Origin of the sequence: Pseudomonas sp. GD03875 (assembly GCF_029840585.1) — a bacterium.
GTDB lineage: Bacteria > Pseudomonadota > Gammaproteobacteria > Pseudomonadales > Pseudomonadaceae > Aquipseudomonas > Aquipseudomonas paralcaligenes.
This window is the reverse complement of the sequence record NZ_JAOCCV010000029.1, coordinates 23,982-39,962: the sequence shown is the minus strand read 5'-3', so window position 1 is coordinate 39,962 and position 15,981 is coordinate 23,982. Positions and strand designations below refer to the sequence as shown.

The window sequence follows — 15,981 nt, the reverse complement described above, 5'->3', positions numbered from 1 at the left end:
TCAGCGAGCTCTCAGGAAATCGACGATCTTTGCCGATGCCTTGCCGTCGCCATAGACATTCGACGGCTCGAACAGCGCGTTGATTCGGTCCATTGCTTGCAGGATTCGCTTCCGGTCTGCACCGACCAGCTGGTTGGCGTTCTGCTGAACGGTCTCTAGCCATTCGGTCTCGTTGCGCATCGTGATGCACGGTACGCGGTAGAAGAATGCCTCTTTCTGTACACCTCCCGAGTCGGTGAGTATTACCCGTGCCGCCTGCTCGAGTGCCACCATATCGAGGAACGACAGCGGCTCCACCACGGTCAGCGCCTCCAGCAGGCGTTCCAGCCCGTGGTCGCCGATCAGCTTGCGGGTGCGCGGATGCAAGGGCAGGACCACCGGCAGCTCGCGGCCGATCTCGGCCAGCGCGGAGAGGATTTCGGTCAGGCGCTGCGGATCGTCGGTATTCTCGGCGCGGTGGCAGGTTGCCAGCGCGAAGCCGCCTGGTGCCAGCCCCAGCGTGGCGAGGATACGGCTGTCCGTCCTGGCGCGTTCGCGGTAGTGCAGCGCCACGTCGTACATCACGTCGCCCACATTATGCACGCCTTCGGTGACGCCTTCCCGGGCCAGGTTCTCCACGGCCATGGCCGTGGGACACAGCAGCAGGGTCGAGACGCGGTCGGCGAGGATGCGGTTCACTTCCTCCGGCATGCGCATGTTGAAGGAGCGCAACCCGGCTTCGACGTGCGCCACGGGAATGTGTAGCTTGGCCGCCGCCAGCGCGCCGGCCAGGGTGGAGTTGGTGTCACCGTAGATCAGCACCCAGTCCGGCCGCTCGTCCAGCAGTATCCGCTCAATGCCTTCGAGCATGCGGCCCGTCATCGCGCCGTGGCTGCCGCCTGCGATTTCCAGGTTGTAGCGCGGGGCCGGAATCTCCAGTTCGTCGAAGAACACCTGGGACATGTTCGGGTCGTAGTGCTGCCCGGTGTGAACCATCACCTCCACGGCCTTGCCCGGGTGCCGGAGAATCTCCCGCGATACCGCCGCCGCCTTGATGAATTGCGGGCGGGCGCCGACGATGGTCAGGATCTTGCGGCTCATGCGAGGCTTCCTTTCAGGGTGCTGACGACGTGGTGCTGGGCGCTCTCGTCCAGGTACGGGTGCATCGGCAGGCTCATCACCCGCTCGGCGATGGCATCGCCGAACGGCAGGCTGGCCAAGTCGTCCCGGACCGCCGGCTGGCGGTTCAGGGGAATCGGATAATGCACCGCGGTAGGAACGCCGGCCGCCTTGAGCCTTTCCTGGACCTGGTCCCGACCCTCCACCTGCACCGAATACTGCGCCCAGGCGCTCTGGTTGTGAGGCTCGACGAAGGGGGCCGCGATGCCGGCGTCTTCGAGAAGCTGGGCATAACGACCGGCCACTGCCTGCCGCAGTTCCAGTTCTCGCGGGAAAATCTCCAGCTTCGGTAGCAGGATGGCCGCTTGCAGGCTGTCCAGGCGGCTGTTCACGCCGACGCGGATGTGGTGGTAGCGGCGATCCTGGCCGTGGCGGGCGATCTGGCGCAGGACCCTGGCCAGCTCCTCGTCGTTGGTGAAGATCGCGCCGCCATCGCCGTAGCAGCCCAATGGCTTGCTCGGGAAGAAGCTGGTGCAGGCGATGGTGGTCAGGTTGCAGGAGCGCTTGCCCCTGTAGGTCGCGCCGAAGCTCTGCGCGGCGTCCTCGATCACCGGAATGCCATGTCGGGTAGCGATGGCATTGATGGCGTCGAAGTCGGCGCACTGGCCATACAACGAAACCGGGATGATCGCTTTGGTTCGCGGGGTTATGGCCGCTTCCAGCAGTTGCGGATCGAGGTTGTAGGTGCGCGGGTCGATGTCCACGTATACCGGCTTCGCCCCCAGCAGGGCGACGGTCTCGGCGGTGGCGATATAGGTGAAGCCGGGGGTGATGACTTCGTCGCCCGGGCCGATGCCCAGCGCCATCTGGGCGATCTGCAGCGCGTCGGTGCCATTGGCGACGCTGATGCAGAACCTGGCGCCGACGAAGGCGGCGAGCCTTTCTTCCAGCTCGCTCACTTCCGGGCCGAGGATGTACTGCCCATGGGTCAGGACACGCTGGATACCGGCGTCGATCCTTTCCTTGATCAGCGCCTGCTGCGCCTTGAGGTCGATGAACTCGATCATTGCGCCTCCTCCTTGGTCAACGCCTTGCCCCTAAGCACATAGCGGGCACCGGTGTGGATGCATGGTGCGCTACCTTCACCCTCCAGAGGCAGCTCGAGCTGTTCGCCGAACTCGCTCATCCAGCCGATCTGCCGCGCCGGCACGCCAACCATCAGGGCGTAGGCCGACACGTCCTTGTTGATCACCGCGCCAGCGCCAACGAAGGCGAACTCGCCGATGGTCACGCCGCAGACGATGGTGCAGTTGGCGCCCAGGGTCGCCCCTTTCTTCACCAGGGTGTCGCGGTACTCGTCCTTGCGTTCGATCAGCGAGCGTGGGTTGTAGACATTGGTGAAGACCATGCTCGGCCCGCAGAACACGCCTTCTTCGAGCGTGACGTTGTCGTAGACCGAGACGTTGTTCTGGATCTTGCAGTGGTCGCCGATGACGACCTTGTTGCCGACGAATACGTTCTGCCCGAGCGACACGCCCCTGCCGATGCGGGCGCCGCCGCAGACATGCACGAAATGCCAGACGCGCGAGCCTTCGCCGATCTGCGCGCCGTCGTCGACGATGGCGCTGGGGTGCTGGTAATGGCTCATGGCTCAGCCCAGCAGGCGCGCGAGGAACGGGTGATCTTCGCCGTCCTGCGGGCGACTGGGCGCCAGGGTGCGGATGGTCTCGACGGTTTCCACGCAGTGGCGGGCGTCCTCGATGCCGTAGCCCTGGCCGTCGAGGATGGCCTGGTAGCTGACCGTGTGCAGGTCGGTGAAGCCTTCGGAGAACTCGATCTCGCTGCCGTCGCAGGTGATCGAGCGATAGGTCGGCTTCTTGCCCTTCACCGAATCAGGCAGATCGCCTGCGTCGATGGAGAGGAACCAGCGCACCCGGGCTTTCTCGTACTCCAGGTAGCCCGCCGCCTTGAACTCGTTGGCGAAGTGCACCACGTTGCGCTGCAGCTTGCCGAAGATGAAGTGCAGCATGTCGTAGAAATGCACGCCGATGTTGGTAGCGACGCCGAAGGATTTGCGCGGGTCGCCCTTCCAGCTCTCCATGTACCACTTGCCGCGACTGGTGATGTAGGTCAGCTCGACTTCGTGCTTGTGCGCTTGGCCACCCGCCTCGACCTTCTGCTTGAGGTCGATGATTGCCTGGTGATGGCGCAGTTGCAGGATGTTGTAGAGGCGCTTGCCGGTTTCACGCTCGACCAGAGCCAGGTCGTCGAGCATGGCGGCACTGGGTACCAGCGGCTTCTCGCAGATCACGTCGCAACCCAGGCGCAGGCCGGCGGTGATGTGCGGATGGTGCAGGTAGTTGGGCGAACATACCGACACGATGTCCAGCGCGGTGGCCGGATCGCGTTTCTGGCGCCAGGCATAGTCGTAGAAGCGCTCGAACTCGGTGAAGAACTCGCTCTGGGGCGAGAGGCTGTCGATGATGCCGACCGAATCGTTGATGTCGTAGGCGCAGGCCAGCTCGTTGCCGGTGTCCTTGATGGCGCGCATGTGGCGTGGCGCGATATAGCCGGCAGCGCCGATGAGAGCGAAGCGTTTCATGAAGCGAATCCCGTGAGTCGGTGATGGAAAGGCCGGCGTTCCACCGGCCCCCGATGGTCAGGCCTTGATGACGTTGTCCGCCGGCGCCCGGTACTTGCCGCGGCTGTCGACGATCAGACGGGCATGGCTGCGGATCAGCTCATAGTCGAAGCGGTCGTGATCGGTAGCCAGCACGACCGCATCGAAGGATGCCAGGTTCTCGGCGGTCAGCGCTTCGCTGGACAGCTCGAAGTGATGCTCGCGCATCTTCGGGAACACCGGAACGTGCGGATCGCTATAGGCCACGATGCCGCCCTTGGCCTCGATCAATTCCATGATCTCCACCGAAGGCGACTCGCGCATGTCGTCTACGTTCTTCTTGTAGGCGATGCCCAGCACCAGCACGCGACTGCCCTTGAGCGCGCGCCCCTGGTCGTTCAGGCCATCCATCAGCTTGCCCAGCACGTATTCGGGCATGGCCTTGTTCACTTCGCCGGACAGCTCGATGAAGCGGGTATGCAGGCCGTACTCCCGTGCCTTCCAGGTCAGGTAGAACGGGTCGATGGGAATGCAGTGGCCACCCAGGCCGGGGCCGGGGTAGTAGGGCGTGAAGCCGAACGGCTTGGTCGCGGCGGCATCGACCACCTCGAAGATATCGATGCCCATGCGGTCGGCCACCACCTTCATTTCGTTGACCAGGCCGATGTTCACCGCGCGGTGGATGTTCTCCAGCAGCTTGGTCATTTCCGCCGCCTTGGTCGAGCTGACCGGCACCACCTTGTCGATGGCCTGCTCGTAGAGCGCGATGCCGACCTGCAGGCAATCCGGCGTGTGTCCACCGATCACTTTGGGGATGGTGCGCGTCTCGAAGTCCGGATTGCCCGGGTCTTCGCGCTCCGGCGAGTAGACCAGGAAGAGGTCTTCGCCCACCTTCAGGCCGCCTTCCTGTACGCGGGGCAGCAGTTCTTCCTCGGTGGTCCCTGGATACGTCGTGCTTTCCAGCGACACTATCTGCCCCGGGCGCAGGTAGGGTTTGATCGCATCGGTGGTGTTGATCACGAAGCTCATGTCCGGCTCGCGATACTTGTTCAGCGGCGTGGGCACGCAGAGGATCAGGGCGTCGCATTCGGTGGCGCGGGAGAACTCGGTGGTCGCTTCGAAACCCGATGCACGAGCCTGGGCGATATGCTCGCAGGCGATGTGCTCAATGTAGCTCTGGCCGGCATTGAGCCGGTCGACCTTGGCCGTGTCGATATCGATGCCGAGAACGCGGAATCCTATGGCGTTATAGCGCAGCATCAGCGGCAGGCCGACGTATCCCAGGCCCACGATTCCGATGATGGCTTCCTTGCTTTTGAATCTGGCAACTGTCGCTTGGGGCCTTTCAGACATCCATTACTCCAAATACGGCGCTCATGGCTCAACGAGGGATAGGTAGCGATGACAGGGAGCTTGTGACGAGACAGATATTCGGAGCGATTCAGGGTGTCGCGCCAGGGTTCTTCGTCGGCTTTCCCGAAAGTGGAGGCAAGTGCTACGAAAGCGGAGCGAGATTCTTTAGGCGGTCTAGCACCCGGGAGCCTCGCTGAAATGTCTTGTTATGGTGGCGGGCGATTGTATGGGCATTGCCCGGAAATGTGAATTTCAGCCGATATTCTGACGTCAATTTCCGTGACGGGTGCTCCTGACCTACCACTCATGCAGCAGTGCCGGGAGCTCGCCGAGGCTGCGGATTTCCCTGTCCGGCGTCTCGTCACCTTCCCAGGTCCGGCCGTTCGGGTTGAACCAGATGGCATGCATGCCGGCGGCCTTGGCGCCAGCGATGTCGTCGCCGGGGTGATCGCCGATGTGCACGGCCTGTCCTGCCTCGACTCCGGCGTGTTTCAGCGCGGTCCGGAACGGATGCGGATCGGGCTTGCCGATCCCCAACTCCTCGGCGCACAGGGCGAAGCGGAAGTAGTCGGCCAGGCCCAGGCGGCGCACGTCGGCGTTGCCGTTGGTGATCACCCCGAGGGTGTAGCGCATGGCCAGGCGTTCGAGGGTCGGGTGTACCTCGGGGTACAGCTGGACCTGGTGGCGCGCGGCGAGGAACACCTGGAAGCCCAGTTCGGCCAGATCATCGGCCTCGCCCTGTGGGTAGCCCGCATCGAGCAGGGCATGCAGCAGGATGCGTCGGCGCAGTTCGCTGAGGCGGTGCCTGAGGCCGGGGTCGACCTCCATCAGGCGGGCGCGGATCGCCCACAGGTGTTCGATCGGCACCGGGCCGAGGCGCGGCGCCTCGGCGGCCAGCCAGTCGCGCAGCGCGGCCTCGGCGCTGTGCATCACCGGGGCCACGTCCCACAGGGTGTCGTCGAGGTCGAAGGTGATCAGGCGGATGCTCATGAGGTTTCGCTCTTGCGCTTGGCGCGCGGGTGGGCGCCGTCATAGACCTTGGCCAGGTGCTGGAAGTCCAGGTGGGTGTAGATCTGGGTGGTGGCGATGTCGGCGTGGCCGAGCAGTTCCTGCACGGCGCGCAGGTCCTGGCTGGACTCCAGCATATGGCTGGCAAAGGAGTGCCTGAGCATGTGCGGGTGCAGGTGCTGGCCCAGCTCGCGCACGCCGGCCTCGCGCACCCGCAGCTGGATGGCGCGCGGGGTCAGGCGCCGGCCCTGGCGGCCGACGAACACGGCGCCGTCCTGCGGGTTGCTCAGGGCGCGCAATGGCAGCCAGGCCTCCAGGGCTTCGCGGGCCTTGCGCCCGACCGGCAGCTCGCGGGCTTTGTTGCCCTTGCCGCGCACGCGCACCAGGCCGGCGGGCAGATCGAGGCCATCGAGATCGAGGTCGACCAGTTCGGACAGGCGCAGGCCGGAGGAATAGAAGAGTTCGAGCATGGCCTGGTCGCGGCGGGCGATGAAGTCGTCTTCCACCGCGCCGTCGAGCAGCTGGGCCGCGCGGTCGGCGTCCAGCGCGCGGGGCAGGCGGCGCTCGCCCTTGGGCGCGGACAGCCCGGCGGCCGGGTCGTGGCGGCACAGGCCCTCGCGGCCGAGGTACTGATAGAAGCCGCGCACTGCCGAGAGCAGGCGCGCCAGGGAGCGGCTGGACTGGCCCTGGGCGTGCAGGCGGGCGACGAAGCTGCGCAGGCTGCGGGTGTCGAGGTCGGCCCAGCCGGCGATGCCGTTCTTCTCGCACAGGGCGAGCACTTTCAGCAGGTCGCGGCGATAGCCGTCGAGGGTGTGCGGCGAGACCTGGCGCTCGCTGCGCAGGTGTTCGAGGAAGGCGTCGAGGTCGGCTGCAAGCTTCAAGCTTCAAGCTCCAAGTAAAAGCGCCCGGCCGTTCTCTTGCTGCGTGAAGCTTGCAGCTGCTTCTAACGTACCGAGCGCAATGGCGCGGCGAAGCGTGGCAGCACGCGGGCCAGCACTTCGGCGATGTAGCCGAGGAACAGGGTGCCGAGGCTGCTCTTGTAGTGTTGCGGGTCCGGGCTGCCAATGGCCAGCACGCCGTGCAGGCCCTGGTGGCTGAGGCTGACCACGGCGGCCGAGCCGACCTGGGTATGCTCGGCCTCGCCGAAGAGGAACGCCAGTTCGTTGGGGCGCAGCACGCCGCAGGTGGTCTTGCCGCCGCCGAGCAGGCCGCCGATGGCCTGGTGGGCTTCGGCCGAGCTGACCGAGCGGCCGACGCCCAGCGGCGTGTCGCTGAACAGGATCAGGCTGGCGAAGGGCACCTGGAACTCATGGCGCAGGCTGTCTTCCACCGCGCCGATCACCTCTTCCAGGCTGGCGGCGTCGAGCAGGTCGAGCACCAGGCGGCGGGTCTTGTCGAACAGGCGGTCATTGTCGCGGGCCACGTCCATCAGCTGCGACAGGCGATGGCGCATCTCGATGTTGCGCTCGCGCAGCAGCTTGACCTGGCGCTCCACCAGCGACACGGCGGTGCCGGGCTGGTGCGGAATGCGCAGTTCGGGGATCAGTTCCTCGTGGTCGACGAAGAATTCCGGGTGCTGCCGCAGGTAGGCGGCGACGCTCTCGGCATCCAGCGGAATCTGATCCTGCGTACTCATAGGCGAACCTGTCCTTCGTACACGCGAACGGCGGGTCCGGTCATCATAACCGGCTCACCCGGCCCTGCCCACTCGATGGAGAGCTTGCCGCCCGGCAGTTCCAGCTGCACGGGCGAATCCATCCAGCCCTGGCGGATGGCGGCGACGGCGGCGGCACAGGCGCCGGTGCCGCAGGCGCGGGTCTCGCCGGCGCCGCGTTCCCACACGCGCAGGCGCGCCTGCTTGCGGTCGACGATCTGCAGGAAGCCGACGTTGACCCGCTGCGGGAAGCGCGGATGGTGCTCCAGCTTCGGCCCCAACTGGTGTACGGGGGCCGTGTCGACGTTATCGACGCGCAGCACGGCGTGCGGGTTGCCCATGGACACGGCGGCCAGCTGATGGTGCTGCCCATCCACTTCGACCGGGTAGCTCAGCGCCTCGGTCTCGGCCTGGAACGGAATCTGTGCCGGTGCCAGGCGCGGCGGGCCCATGTCCACGGTCACCTGGCCGTCCGGGCGCAGGTTGAGTTCGATGATGCCGCCCTTGGTCTCGACCCGGACCTGCTTCTTCACGGTCAGGCGCTTGTCCACCACGAAGCGGGCGAAGCAGCGCGCGCCGTTGCCGCACTGCTCCACTTCCGAGCCGTCGGAATTGAAGATGCGGTAGCGGAAGTCCACGTCCGGGCTGGTCGGCGCCTCCACCAGCAGCAACTGGTCGAAGCCGACGCCGGTGTGGCGGTCGCCCCACTGCTTGGCGTGCTTGGGCTGGATGTGCGCGTGCTGGCTGATCAGGTCGAGGACCATGAAGTCGTTGCCGAGGCCGTGCATCTTGGTGAAGCGCAATAGCATGATCGCGCCCTCACTGCGGCAGCAGGCTTTCGCCGGCGTAGAGTTCCTCGAGGGTCTCGCGGCGGCGCACCTCGAAGGCCTGCTCGCCATCCACCAGCACCTCGGCGGCGCGGCCGCGGGTGTTGTAGTTGGAACTCATGACGAAGCCGTAGGCGCCGGCCGAGCGCACGGCCAGCAGGTCGCCCTCGACCAGCACCAGCTCGCGGCCCTTGGCCAGGAAGTCGCCGGTCTCGCAGATCGGCCCGACCAGGTCGTAGGCGCGCGCCTCGCCCTGGCGCGGCTGCACCGGGGTGACGTCCATCCACGCCTGGTACAGGGCCGGGCGGATCAGGTCGTTCATGGCCGCATCGATGATGGCGAAGTCCTTGTGCGCGGTGTGCTTGAGGTATTCCACGCGGGTCAGCAGCACGCCGGCGTTGGCGACGATGGAGCGGCCCGGCTCGAACACCAGGGCCAGGTCGCGGCCCTTCAGGCGCTCGCGCACGGCGGCGATGTAGTCGCCGGCCAGCGGCGGCTGCTCGTCGCGGTACTGCACGCCGAGGCCGCCGCCGAGGTCCAGGTGCTTGATCCGGATACCTTGCTCGGCCAACTGGTCGACCAGCAGCAGCAGGCGTTCGAGGGCGTCGAGGAAGGGCGGCAGGCTGGTCAGCTGGGAGCCGATGTGGCAGTCCACGCCGACGACTTCCAGGTTCGGCAGCGCGGCGGCGCGGGCATACACCTCGGGCGCCTGCTCGATGTCGATGCCGAACTTGTTCTCCTTCAGGCCGGTGGAGATGTAGGGGTGGGTGCCGGCGTCCACGTCCGGGTTGACCCGCAGCGAGATGCGGGCGGTCTTGCCGGCTTGCGCGGCGACCTGCTGCAGGCGCTCCAGTTCGTCCACCGACTCGACGTTGAAGCAGTGCACGCCGACTTCCAGGGCGCGGCGCATGTCGTCGCGGGTCTTGCCGACGCCGGAGAACACGATCTTCGCGGCATCGCCGCCGGCGGCCAGCACGCGCTCCAGCTCGCCGCGGGAAACGATGTCGAAGCCGGCGCCCAGGCGCGCCAGCACGTTCAGCACACCCAGATTCGAGTTGGCCTTGACCGCGAAGCAGACCAGGTGCGGCATGCCGGAAAGGGCATCGGCGTAGGCCCGGTACTGGGCCTCGATGTGGGCGCGGGAATAGACGTAGGTGGGCGTGCCGAAGCGTTCGGCGATGGCGGACAGGGCCACGCCCTCCGCGAACAGTTGCCCGTCGCGGCTGGTAAAGGCTTGCATGGAACCCCCTTAGAGGAAGACGTCTTTGTCGCGTTCTTTGACGGTCTTGTCGTCGTCGGGCAGGTACAGCGGGCCTTTCTGGCCACAGCCGGCGAGGGCGGAGGCGAGCACGGCGAGCGCGATGAAGGGCAGCAACAGGCGCTTCATGGTGGAGTCCTTTGCGAAATCGAGAATGAGCCGGAGTATACCGACCCCCCGCCGGCTTGCCTATGCGCGCCCGGCGGGCCCGCCAGGACGGTCGCCCTGGCGTCTCCGGCTTGCCCGCGGCGGTGTTTTTGCGGCTAGCATGGACGAAAAAACGGAGCCCCGATGGACGCCCCCGCCACACTCGCCAGCTCGGTTTCGGTCGCCTACCTGCAGGGCCTGCTGGATCATCTCGCCCGCCAGGGCTTCGCCAGCGATCCGCTGCTGGCCCGGGTGCACCTGAGCCCGGCCATCCTCGCCCAGCGCGACCAGCGCATCGCCGTCAGCGCCTACCTGGAGCTGCTCGCCGAAGGCGTGCGGCTGACCGGCGACCAGCACCTCGGCCTGCACCTGGGCGAGGCCATGCGTCCCGGCTACTACGGCGTGCTCGGCTACCTGATCATGAGCTGCGCGACCCTGGCCGACGCCCTGCACCGCCAGGCCCGCTACGCCACCCTGGTGGGCAACCTCGGCCGGGTCGACCTGGCCGACGAACCGCTCCGCGAGGGCCTCGAAGCGCAGGTGGCGCACAGCTGGCAGCCGCTGGTGCGCGAGCAGCAGCGCCAGCACAGCGAGGAGACACTGGCCGGCTGGCTGACCTTCGGCCGCTGGATCACCGGGCTGCAGATCCCGCCGACCGAGGTGCGCTTCCAGCATCCGGCGCCCGCCGATACTTCCGAGCACCGGCGCATCTTCGGCTGCCCGGTGCTGTTCGGCCAGGCCGACAACGCCCTGGTGTTCCCCCGGCGCCTGCTGTCCGCGCCGCTGGCCCAGGCCGACGCCCAGCTGCGCCGGTTGCTCGACGCCCACGCCGACCGTCTGCTCGGCCAGCTCGACCAAGGCCACAGCGTGCTCGACCGCGCCCGCCGCGAACTGGCGCGCCAGTTGCCGGAGCAGGGTGCCGACCTGGAGCGCCTGGCGCAGAGCCTCGACCTCAGCGCGCGCACCCTGCAGCGGCGCCTGCGCGAGGCCGGCCTGTCGTTCAGCGGGCTGCTCGACGAGACCCGCCACCAGCTGGTGCTGCATTACCTGCGCGACCCGGCGCTGGAGCTGGCAGAGATCGCCTTCCTGGTCGGCTTCAGCGAATCCGGCTCGCTGGCCCGCGCCTTCCGCCGCTGGACCGGGCAGAGCCCCGGCGCCTACCGGCAAAGTCTGCTAGATTCCGCACCCCATCCCTGAGGACGTTGCCATGAGTTTGAGCGAAGCCCGTTTCCATGACCTGGTCGATGCCGCCCAGCAGGCCGTGGAGGACATTTTCGACGACAGCGACCTGGACCTCGACCTGGAAAATTCCGCCGGCGTGCTGACCGTGCGCTTCGAGAACGGCACCCAGGTGATCCTCAGTCGCCAGGAGCCGCTGCGCCAGCTGTGGGTGGCGGCGCGTTCCGGTGGTTTCCACTTCGACTACGACGAGGACCAGGGCCTGTGGATCTGCGACACCAGCGACGAGCCGCTGGGCGAGCTGCTCGCCCGGGTGACCCGCGAGCAGGCCGGTGAAGAACTCGACTTCGACGAGCTCTGACGCCGTCGACTCGCCCTGCCGCCGCCAGTGCTGCCTGGACGACCGGGACGTGTGCCTGGGCTGTGGCCGCACCCTGGCCGAGATACTCGAATGGGGCCAGGCCGGCAACGACCGCCGCCGGCGGATTCGCGACGACGCGCGTCGGCGCCTGGAGGCTCCGGCAGATCCCGCCTGATCGGGTGGCCTTGCTTCTTGGCCGGCTTGTGGTAGCTTCAACCAAAGCTGACTAACCGACCAAAACCCCGCCTTCGGGCGGGGTTTTGCTTTATCTGGATCTGGCCCAGGGAGGAAGACCTACGTCATGAGCAGTACACCCGCGATCATCATCACCCGCCTCGACCTGCAGCGCCTGGAGCGCCTGCTCGACAGCCTGGAGGAGTACGGCCCCGGCGCCGAGGCGCTGGAAAAGGAACTAGCGCGCGCCCAGGTGGTGGGGCGTGACGAGGTGCCGGCCGGGGTGGTGACGATGAATTCGCGCGTGCATTGCCGTGAAGAAGGCAGCGGCAAGGACTGGCACCTGACCCTGGTGTTCCCCGAGGACGCCGGCGGCGAAGGCCGGGTGTCGATCCTGGCGCCGGTGGGCAGCGCTCTGCTGGGACTGTCGGTCGGCCAGCAGATCGACTGGCCGGGGCCGGGCGGCAAATCGCTGAAGCTCACGCTGCTGGCCGTCGAGTACCAGCCGGAGGCGGCTGGCGAGTACCAGCGCTGAGACCTGCTCAAGTCCGCTGCGCGGCGTGCCTGCCGCGTTGAAGGCAATCCCGGGATGTCCTTCACCGCTTGTCTTGGCCTTGCAGGCCTCCAGCTCGCGAGCCTTTGAACGGGCTCTGAGCGCGCTCGCTACCTGGCCAGCCGGGTGAGGATGCGGTCGAGGGCGTTGGCGAAGGCCTGGCGATCCTTGTCCGAATAGGCGGCCTGGCCGCCGCCCATCTGGCCCTGGTCGCGCAGGTCGGTGAACAGGTTGCGCACGGCCAGGCGCTCACCCATGTTGCGCTCGTCGAACTCCCGGCCGCGCGGGTCGAGCGCGGCGACGCCCTTCTTCACCAGCCGGTCGGCCAGCGGCACGTCGCTGCAGATCACCAGTTCGCCGGGCTCGGCCTGCTCCACCAGGTGATCGTCGGCGGCGTCCGGGCCGCTCGGCACCACCACCAGCTTGACGCAAGCGAAGTTCGGCCGGGCTACCGGCTGGCCGGCCACCAGCACCACTTCGAAACCGCGCTTGAGGGCGAACTTCACCACCTGGTCGCGGGCCAGGCGCGGACAGGCGTCCGCGTCGATCCACACGCGCATGTCAGACCGTCGCGCGGCGCACTGTGGCGAGCAGCGCGGCGGCGCCGACGAACAGGCCGGCGAAGGTACGGTTCATCAGGCGCTGCTGGCGCGGCGTGCGCAGGGCGCGCAGCACGCGGGCGGCCAGGCCGGTGTAGCCGGCCATGACGATCAGGTCGACGACGATCATGGTCGCGCCCATGATCAGGTACTGCATCAGCAGCGGCTGGTGCGGGTCTATGAACTGCGGCAGCACCGCGAGCATGAAGACGATGGCCTTGGGATTGCTGGCGTTCACCAGGAAGCCGCGCAGCACCAGGGTCAGCGGACGGCCGAGGGGGCGCACGCCGGAGCCGGCGTCGAGGTCGCCGGGCAGCGCCTGCCACTGCTTGATCGCCAGCCACACCAGGTAGGCCACGCCGAACCACTTGATCGCCGTGAAGGCGGTGGCCGAGGCCGAGAGAATGGCGCCGACGCCGGCGGCGACGATGGCGATCTGCAGGGCCAGGCCGATCTGCAGGCCGAGGGCGTTCCAGTAGCCGCGCCAGAAGCCGTACTGCAGACCGCTGGACATGGAGGCGATGGCGCCGGCGCCGGGTGACAGGCTGATCACCCAGCAGGCGACGAAGAAAGCGAGCCAGGTCTCGAGTGCCATGGCGAATACCTCGGAGGAGCGGGAAGGGGCAGGCGCAACAGCCTACGCCTCCGCCGCGTCAGCGGCCAGCCCCGCTCAGCGCCAGCGCCGCACCGAGCGCTGGAAGAACAGGCTGTTGGGCACCTGCAGCAGGGCGCCGCGCGCGCCTTCGTCGTTGGTCAGGTCTTCCAGCGTGGTGTAGAACAGGTTGATGGAGATCACCCGGCCCTTCACTCCCGGCTTGTCGGCGTTTTCGATCAGCTCCACGGTGTCGCCCAGGCGGAACGGCCCCATGCTGAAGATCAGCAGGGCGCAGAACATGTTGGACAGCACGCTCCAGATGGCGAAGAAGGCTACCGCCGCCACGGCGGCGAAGCCGGTGAGCGCGGTCCACAGCACCTCCGCGGACACGCCTAGGCGCTCCAGTACCAGCATCAGCGCGCTGCCCATGATCAGCCAGCGCAGCAGGCCGCGAAGCGGCATCAGCACTTCCTGCGGCAGCATGGCGTAGCGAGTGCCGAGGCGGGTGATGCCGCGGGTCACCAGGCGCTGGGCCAGCCACGCCAGGAGCAGGATCAGCAGCACCTGGCCGGCCAGGATCAGGGGTTCGCGCCAGGCGGTGAGCAGTTGCAGTTCTTCCATCAGTCGGCCTCCTCCAGCTGGCGCTGCAGGTCTTCCAGGGTCTCCAGCGCCAGCAGCCAGCGTTCCTCCAGCTCACATTCGCCGGTCTTCAGGCGCGCCTGCTCGGCCAGCAGGTCGCGCAGCTCGTCCTTGCGGGCGGCCTCGTACAGGCCGCTGTCGCCGAGCCTTTCCTCGACGCCGGCGAGCTTCTCCTGGACCTTGCCCAGTTCCTTCTCCAGCCTCTCCGCCTCGCGCCGGTGCGGTGCCAGCTGCTGGCGCAGGGCGGCGGCGGCCTGGCGCTGGGCGCGCTTGTCGGTCTTGTCCGCGGTCGGTGCGCTGGCGGTCTGGGGCTGCTGGCGCGCGCGGTAGTCGATCAGCCAGCGGGCGTAGTCGTCGAGGTCGCCCTCGAACGGCTGGATGCGTCCGTCGGCCACCAGCAGGAACTCGTCGGTGGTGCTCTTCAGCAGGTGACGATCGTGGGACACCACCAGCACGGCGCCGGCGAAGTTCTGCAGGGCCATGGTCAGGGCCAGGCGCATTTCCAGGTCGAGGTGGTTGGTCGGTTCGTCGAGCAGCAGCAGGTTGGGCTTCTGCCAGGCGATCAGGGCCAGCGCCAGGCGCGCCTTCTCGCCGCCGGAGAAGTTCAGCACCGGCTCGTCGCAGCGGTTGCCGCGGAAGTCGAAGCCGCCGAGGAAGTCGCGCAGGGTCTGTTCGCGCTCGCCCGGGGCGATGCGTTGCAGGTGCAGCAGCGGGCTGGCCTTGGGGTCGAGGGCGTCGAGCTGGTGCTGGGCGAAGTAGCCGATGGCCAGGTTCTCGCCGCGCGCCAGGCTGCCGCCGAGCACCGTGAGGTCGCCGGCCAGGGTCTTTATCAGGGTCGACTTGCCCGCGCCGTTGGGGCCGAGCAGGCCGATCCGCGCGCCGGGGGCGAGGCTCAGCTTGACCTTGTCCAGCACCGTTTTGTCGCCATAGCCGAGGCGCGCCTCGGACAGGTTCAGCAGCGGGCTGGAGACCTTGTCCGCCTCGCGGAAGGCGAAGTCGAAGGGCGAATCGACATGGGCCGGCGCGAGTTCCTCCAGGCGCTCCAGCGCCTTGATCCGGCTCTGCGCCTGGCGGGCCTTGGTCGCCTTGGCCTTGAAGCGGCGGATGAAGTCTTCCATGTGGGCGCGCTGCGCCTGCTGCTTCTCGTAGGCCTGCTGCTGCTGCGCCAGGCGCTCGACGCGGGTGCGCTCGAAGGCCGAGTAGCCACCACGGTAGAGGGTCAGCTTCTGCTGTTCCAGATGGGCCACGTGATCGACCACGGCGTCGAGGAAGTCGCGGTCGTGGGAGATCAGCAACAGGGTGCCGGGGTAGCTCTTCAGCCACTCTTCCAGCCAGAGGATGGCGTCGAGGTCGAGGTGGTTGGTCGGCTCGTCGAGCAGCAGCAGTTCGGACGGGCACATCAGTGCCTGGGCCAGGTTCAGGCGCATGCGCCAGCCGCCGGAGAAGTCGCCGACGCGCTTGTCCATCTGCTCATTGGTGAAGCCGAGGCCGGCCAGCAGCTTGCGTGCGCGGGCGTCGGCCGTGTAGCCCTGGGCGTTGTCGAGTTCGGTGTGCAGGCGGGCGATGGCGCCGCCGTCGTGGGCCTGCTCGGCCCGGGCCAGTTCGGCCTGGATGGCGCGCAGGTGGGCATCGCCGTCGAGCACGTAGTCGACGGCCAGGCGTTCGAGGTCGTCCACTTCCTGGCGCATGTGGGCGATGCGCCAGTCGGCCGGCAGCTGGCAGTCGCCGGCGTCGGGGCCGAGTTCGCCGCGCAGCAGGGCGAACAGGCTGGATTTGCCGGCGCCGTTGGCACCGATGAGACCGACCTTCTGGCCGGCGTGCAGAGTCAGTTCGGCGCCTTCGAGCAGGCGTTGCGGACCGCGCTGTAGAGTGAGGTTCAGGAGTCGGATCATAATGGCCGCGGAGTCTACCAGCTT

19 protein-coding genes are annotated in these 15,981 nt (G+C 67.4%); 4 read left to right on the top strand and 15 right to left on the bottom strand.

Annotated features, from left to right (window positions below):
- The 11 genes from wecB to N5D30_RS20580 form a co-directional block, all read right to left on the bottom strand.
- Positions 1-1,080: a UDP-N-acetylglucosamine 2-epimerase (non-hydrolyzing) gene (gene wecB, locus N5D30_RS20630; protein ID WP_279910491.1), complete on the bottom strand. Its 1,080-nt coding sequence runs from the start codon at positions 1,078-1,080 to the stop codon at positions 1-3.
- On the bottom strand, positions 1,077-2,165 hold the full coding sequence (locus tag N5D30_RS20625; RefSeq protein WP_279910490.1) for a DegT/DnrJ/EryC1/StrS family aminotransferase: 1,089 nt from the start codon (positions 2,163-2,165) through the stop codon (positions 1,077-1,079). Before N5D30_RS20625 ends, wecB begins: the two co-directional genes overlap by 4 nt.
- On the bottom strand, positions 2,162-2,746 hold the full coding sequence (gene wbpD, locus N5D30_RS20620; protein WP_220812514.1) for a UDP-2-acetamido-3-amino-2,3-dideoxy-D-glucuronate N-acetyltransferase: 585 nt from the start codon (positions 2,744-2,746) through the stop codon (positions 2,162-2,164). The genes N5D30_RS20625 and wbpD overlap by 4 nt, the downstream gene beginning before the upstream one ends.
- Positions 2,747-2,749: 3 nt before the next feature.
- Positions 2,750-3,700 (bottom strand): Gfo/Idh/MocA family oxidoreductase, encoded by a 951-nt coding sequence (locus N5D30_RS20615; RefSeq protein ID WP_279910489.1) that lies wholly within the window; start codon positions 3,698-3,700, stop codon positions 2,750-2,752.
- Positions 3,701-3,757: 57 nt separating this feature from the next.
- The gene (gene wbpA / locus N5D30_RS20610) at positions 3,758-5,071 is read right to left on the bottom strand and encodes a UDP-N-acetyl-D-glucosamine 6-dehydrogenase (RefSeq protein WP_279910488.1); all 1,314 of its coding nucleotides are present in this window, start codon (positions 5,069-5,071) and stop codon (positions 3,758-3,760) included.
- A 297-nt stretch (positions 5,072-5,368) separates the two neighbouring features.
- Complete coding sequence (locus N5D30_RS20605) at positions 5,369-6,061, bottom strand: HAD family hydrolase (protein WP_279910487.1); 693 nt, start codon at positions 6,059-6,061, stop codon at positions 5,369-5,371.
- Entirely contained in the window at positions 6,058-6,960 is a 903-nt protein-coding gene (xerC, locus tag N5D30_RS20600; RefSeq protein WP_279910486.1) for a tyrosine recombinase XerC, read from the bottom strand. The genes N5D30_RS20605 and xerC overlap by 4 nt, the downstream gene beginning before the upstream one ends.
- A gap of 62 nt (positions 6,961-7,022) precedes the next feature.
- Positions 7,023-7,715, bottom strand: a complete 693-nt coding sequence (locus N5D30_RS20595) for a DUF484 family protein (RefSeq protein WP_279910485.1) — start codon at positions 7,713-7,715, stop codon at positions 7,023-7,025.
- Positions 7,712-8,542 carry a diaminopimelate epimerase gene (gene dapF / locus N5D30_RS20590; protein ID WP_279910484.1) on the bottom strand — a complete coding sequence of 277 codons (831 nt, stop codon included), beginning with the start codon at positions 8,540-8,542 and terminating at the stop codon, positions 7,712-7,714. The genes N5D30_RS20595 and dapF overlap by 4 nt, the downstream gene beginning before the upstream one ends.
- Before the next feature lie 10 nt (positions 8,543-8,552).
- Positions 8,553-9,800, bottom strand: a complete 1,248-nt coding sequence (lysA, locus tag N5D30_RS20585; protein WP_279910483.1) for a diaminopimelate decarboxylase — start codon at positions 9,798-9,800, stop codon at positions 8,553-8,555.
- Positions 9,801-9,809: 9 nt separating this feature from the next.
- Complete coding sequence (locus tag N5D30_RS20580; RefSeq protein ID WP_220812506.1) at positions 9,810-9,947, bottom strand: lipoprotein; 138 nt, start codon at positions 9,945-9,947, stop codon at positions 9,810-9,812.
- A gap of 162 nt (positions 9,948-10,109) precedes the next feature.
- On the opposite strand from N5D30_RS20580, the gene N5D30_RS20575 reads away from it, so the two are divergent.
- The 4 genes from N5D30_RS20575 (at position 10,110) to rnk (ending at position 12,214) form a co-directional block, all read left to right on the top strand.
- Positions 10,110-11,162 carry an AraC family transcriptional regulator gene (locus N5D30_RS20575; RefSeq protein WP_279910482.1) on the top strand — a complete coding sequence of 351 codons (1,053 nt, stop codon included), beginning with the start codon at positions 10,110-10,112 and terminating at the stop codon, positions 11,160-11,162.
- Positions 11,163-11,172: 10 nt separating this feature from the next.
- Positions 11,173-11,505: an iron donor protein CyaY gene (gene cyaY / locus N5D30_RS20570; RefSeq protein ID WP_220812504.1), complete on the top strand. Its 333-nt coding sequence runs from the start codon at positions 11,173-11,175 to the stop codon at positions 11,503-11,505.
- Positions 11,477-11,680: a DUF1289 domain-containing protein gene (locus N5D30_RS20565; RefSeq protein WP_279910481.1), complete on the top strand. Its 204-nt coding sequence runs from the start codon at positions 11,477-11,479 to the stop codon at positions 11,678-11,680. Before cyaY ends, N5D30_RS20565 begins: the two co-directional genes overlap by 29 nt.
- A gap of 126 nt (positions 11,681-11,806) precedes the next feature.
- Positions 11,807-12,214 carry a nucleoside diphosphate kinase regulator gene (gene rnk / locus N5D30_RS20560; protein ID WP_220812502.1) on the top strand — a complete coding sequence of 136 codons (408 nt, stop codon included), beginning with the start codon at positions 11,807-11,809 and terminating at the stop codon, positions 12,212-12,214.
- A 128-nt stretch (positions 12,215-12,342) separates the two neighbouring features.
- Here rnk and N5D30_RS20555 read toward each other — a convergent pair whose 3' ends face one another.
- From N5D30_RS20555 to N5D30_RS20540, 4 genes are all read right to left on the bottom strand, one after another.
- Positions 12,343-12,792 carry a YaiI/YqxD family protein gene (locus N5D30_RS20555; RefSeq protein WP_279902894.1) on the bottom strand — a complete coding sequence of 150 codons (450 nt, stop codon included), beginning with the start codon at positions 12,790-12,792 and terminating at the stop codon, positions 12,343-12,345.
- Between the two features lies 1 nt (position 12,793).
- Positions 12,794-13,426, bottom strand: coding sequence for a homoserine/homoserine lactone efflux protein (gene rhtB / locus N5D30_RS20550; RefSeq protein WP_279910480.1), 633 nt, complete (start codon positions 13,424-13,426; stop codon positions 12,794-12,796).
- Positions 13,427-13,501: 75 nt separating this feature from the next.
- Entirely contained in the window at positions 13,502-14,047 is a 546-nt protein-coding gene (locus tag N5D30_RS20545; protein WP_220812499.1) for a mechanosensitive ion channel family protein, read from the bottom strand.
- Positions 14,047-15,957, bottom strand: a complete 1,911-nt coding sequence (locus N5D30_RS20540; RefSeq protein WP_279910479.1) for an ATP-binding cassette domain-containing protein — start codon at positions 15,955-15,957, stop codon at positions 14,047-14,049. The genes N5D30_RS20545 and N5D30_RS20540 overlap by 1 nt, the downstream gene beginning before the upstream one ends.
- Positions 15,958-15,981 lie beyond the last annotated feature (24 nt).

What these genes read in the sequence shown, in the direction of transcription:
- wecB (WP_279910491.1), bottom strand. Translation starts at nt 1,080, where the DNA reads ATGAGCCGCAAGATCCTGACCATCGTCGGCGCCCGCCCGCAATTCATC.
- N5D30_RS20625 (WP_279910490.1), bottom strand. Translation starts at nt 2,165, where the DNA reads ATGATCGAGTTCATCGACCTCAAGGCGCAGCAGGCGCTGATCAAGGAA.
- wbpD (WP_220812514.1), bottom strand. Translation starts at nt 2,746, where the DNA reads ATGAGCCATTACCAGCACCCCAGCGCCATCGTCGACGACGGCGCGCAG.
- N5D30_RS20615 (WP_279910489.1), bottom strand. Translation starts at nt 3,700, where the DNA reads ATGAAACGCTTCGCTCTCATCGGCGCTGCCGGCTATATCGCGCCACGC.
- wbpA (WP_279910488.1), bottom strand. Translation starts at nt 5,071, where the DNA reads ATGTCTGAAAGGCCCCAAGCGACAGTTGCCAGATTCAAAAGCAAGGAA.
- N5D30_RS20605 (WP_279910487.1), bottom strand. Translation starts at nt 6,061, where the DNA reads ATGAGCATCCGCCTGATCACCTTCGACCTCGACGACACCCTGTGGGAC.
- N5D30_RS20595 (WP_279910485.1), bottom strand. Translation starts at nt 7,715, where the DNA reads ATGAGTACGCAGGATCAGATTCCGCTGGATGCCGAGAGCGTCGCCGCC.
- dapF (WP_279910484.1), bottom strand. Translation starts at nt 8,542, where the DNA reads ATGCTATTGCGCTTCACCAAGATGCACGGCCTCGGCAACGACTTCATG.
- lysA (WP_279910483.1), bottom strand. Translation starts at nt 9,800, where the DNA reads ATGCAAGCCTTTACCAGCCGCGACGGGCAACTGTTCGCGGAGGGCGTG.
- N5D30_RS20580 (WP_220812506.1), bottom strand. Translation starts at nt 9,947, where the DNA reads ATGAAGCGCCTGTTGCTGCCCTTCATCGCGCTCGCCGTGCTCGCCTCC.
- N5D30_RS20575 (WP_279910482.1), top strand. Translation starts at nt 10,110, where the DNA reads ATGGACGCCCCCGCCACACTCGCCAGCTCGGTTTCGGTCGCCTACCTG.
- cyaY (WP_220812504.1), top strand. Translation starts at nt 11,173, where the DNA reads ATGAGTTTGAGCGAAGCCCGTTTCCATGACCTGGTCGATGCCGCCCAG.
- rnk (WP_220812502.1), top strand. Translation starts at nt 11,807, where the DNA reads ATGAGCAGTACACCCGCGATCATCATCACCCGCCTCGACCTGCAGCGC.
- N5D30_RS20555 (WP_279902894.1), bottom strand. Translation starts at nt 12,792, where the DNA reads ATGCGCGTGTGGATCGACGCGGACGCCTGTCCGCGCCTGGCCCGCGAC.
- rhtB (WP_279910480.1), bottom strand. Translation starts at nt 13,426, where the DNA reads ATGGCACTCGAGACCTGGCTCGCTTTCTTCGTCGCCTGCTGGGTGATC.
- N5D30_RS20545 (WP_220812499.1), bottom strand. Translation starts at nt 14,047, where the DNA reads ATGGAAGAACTGCAACTGCTCACCGCCTGGCGCGAACCCCTGATCCTG.
- N5D30_RS20540 (WP_279910479.1), bottom strand. Translation starts at nt 15,957, where the DNA reads ATGATCCGACTCCTGAACCTCACTCTACAGCGCGGTCCGCAACGCCTG.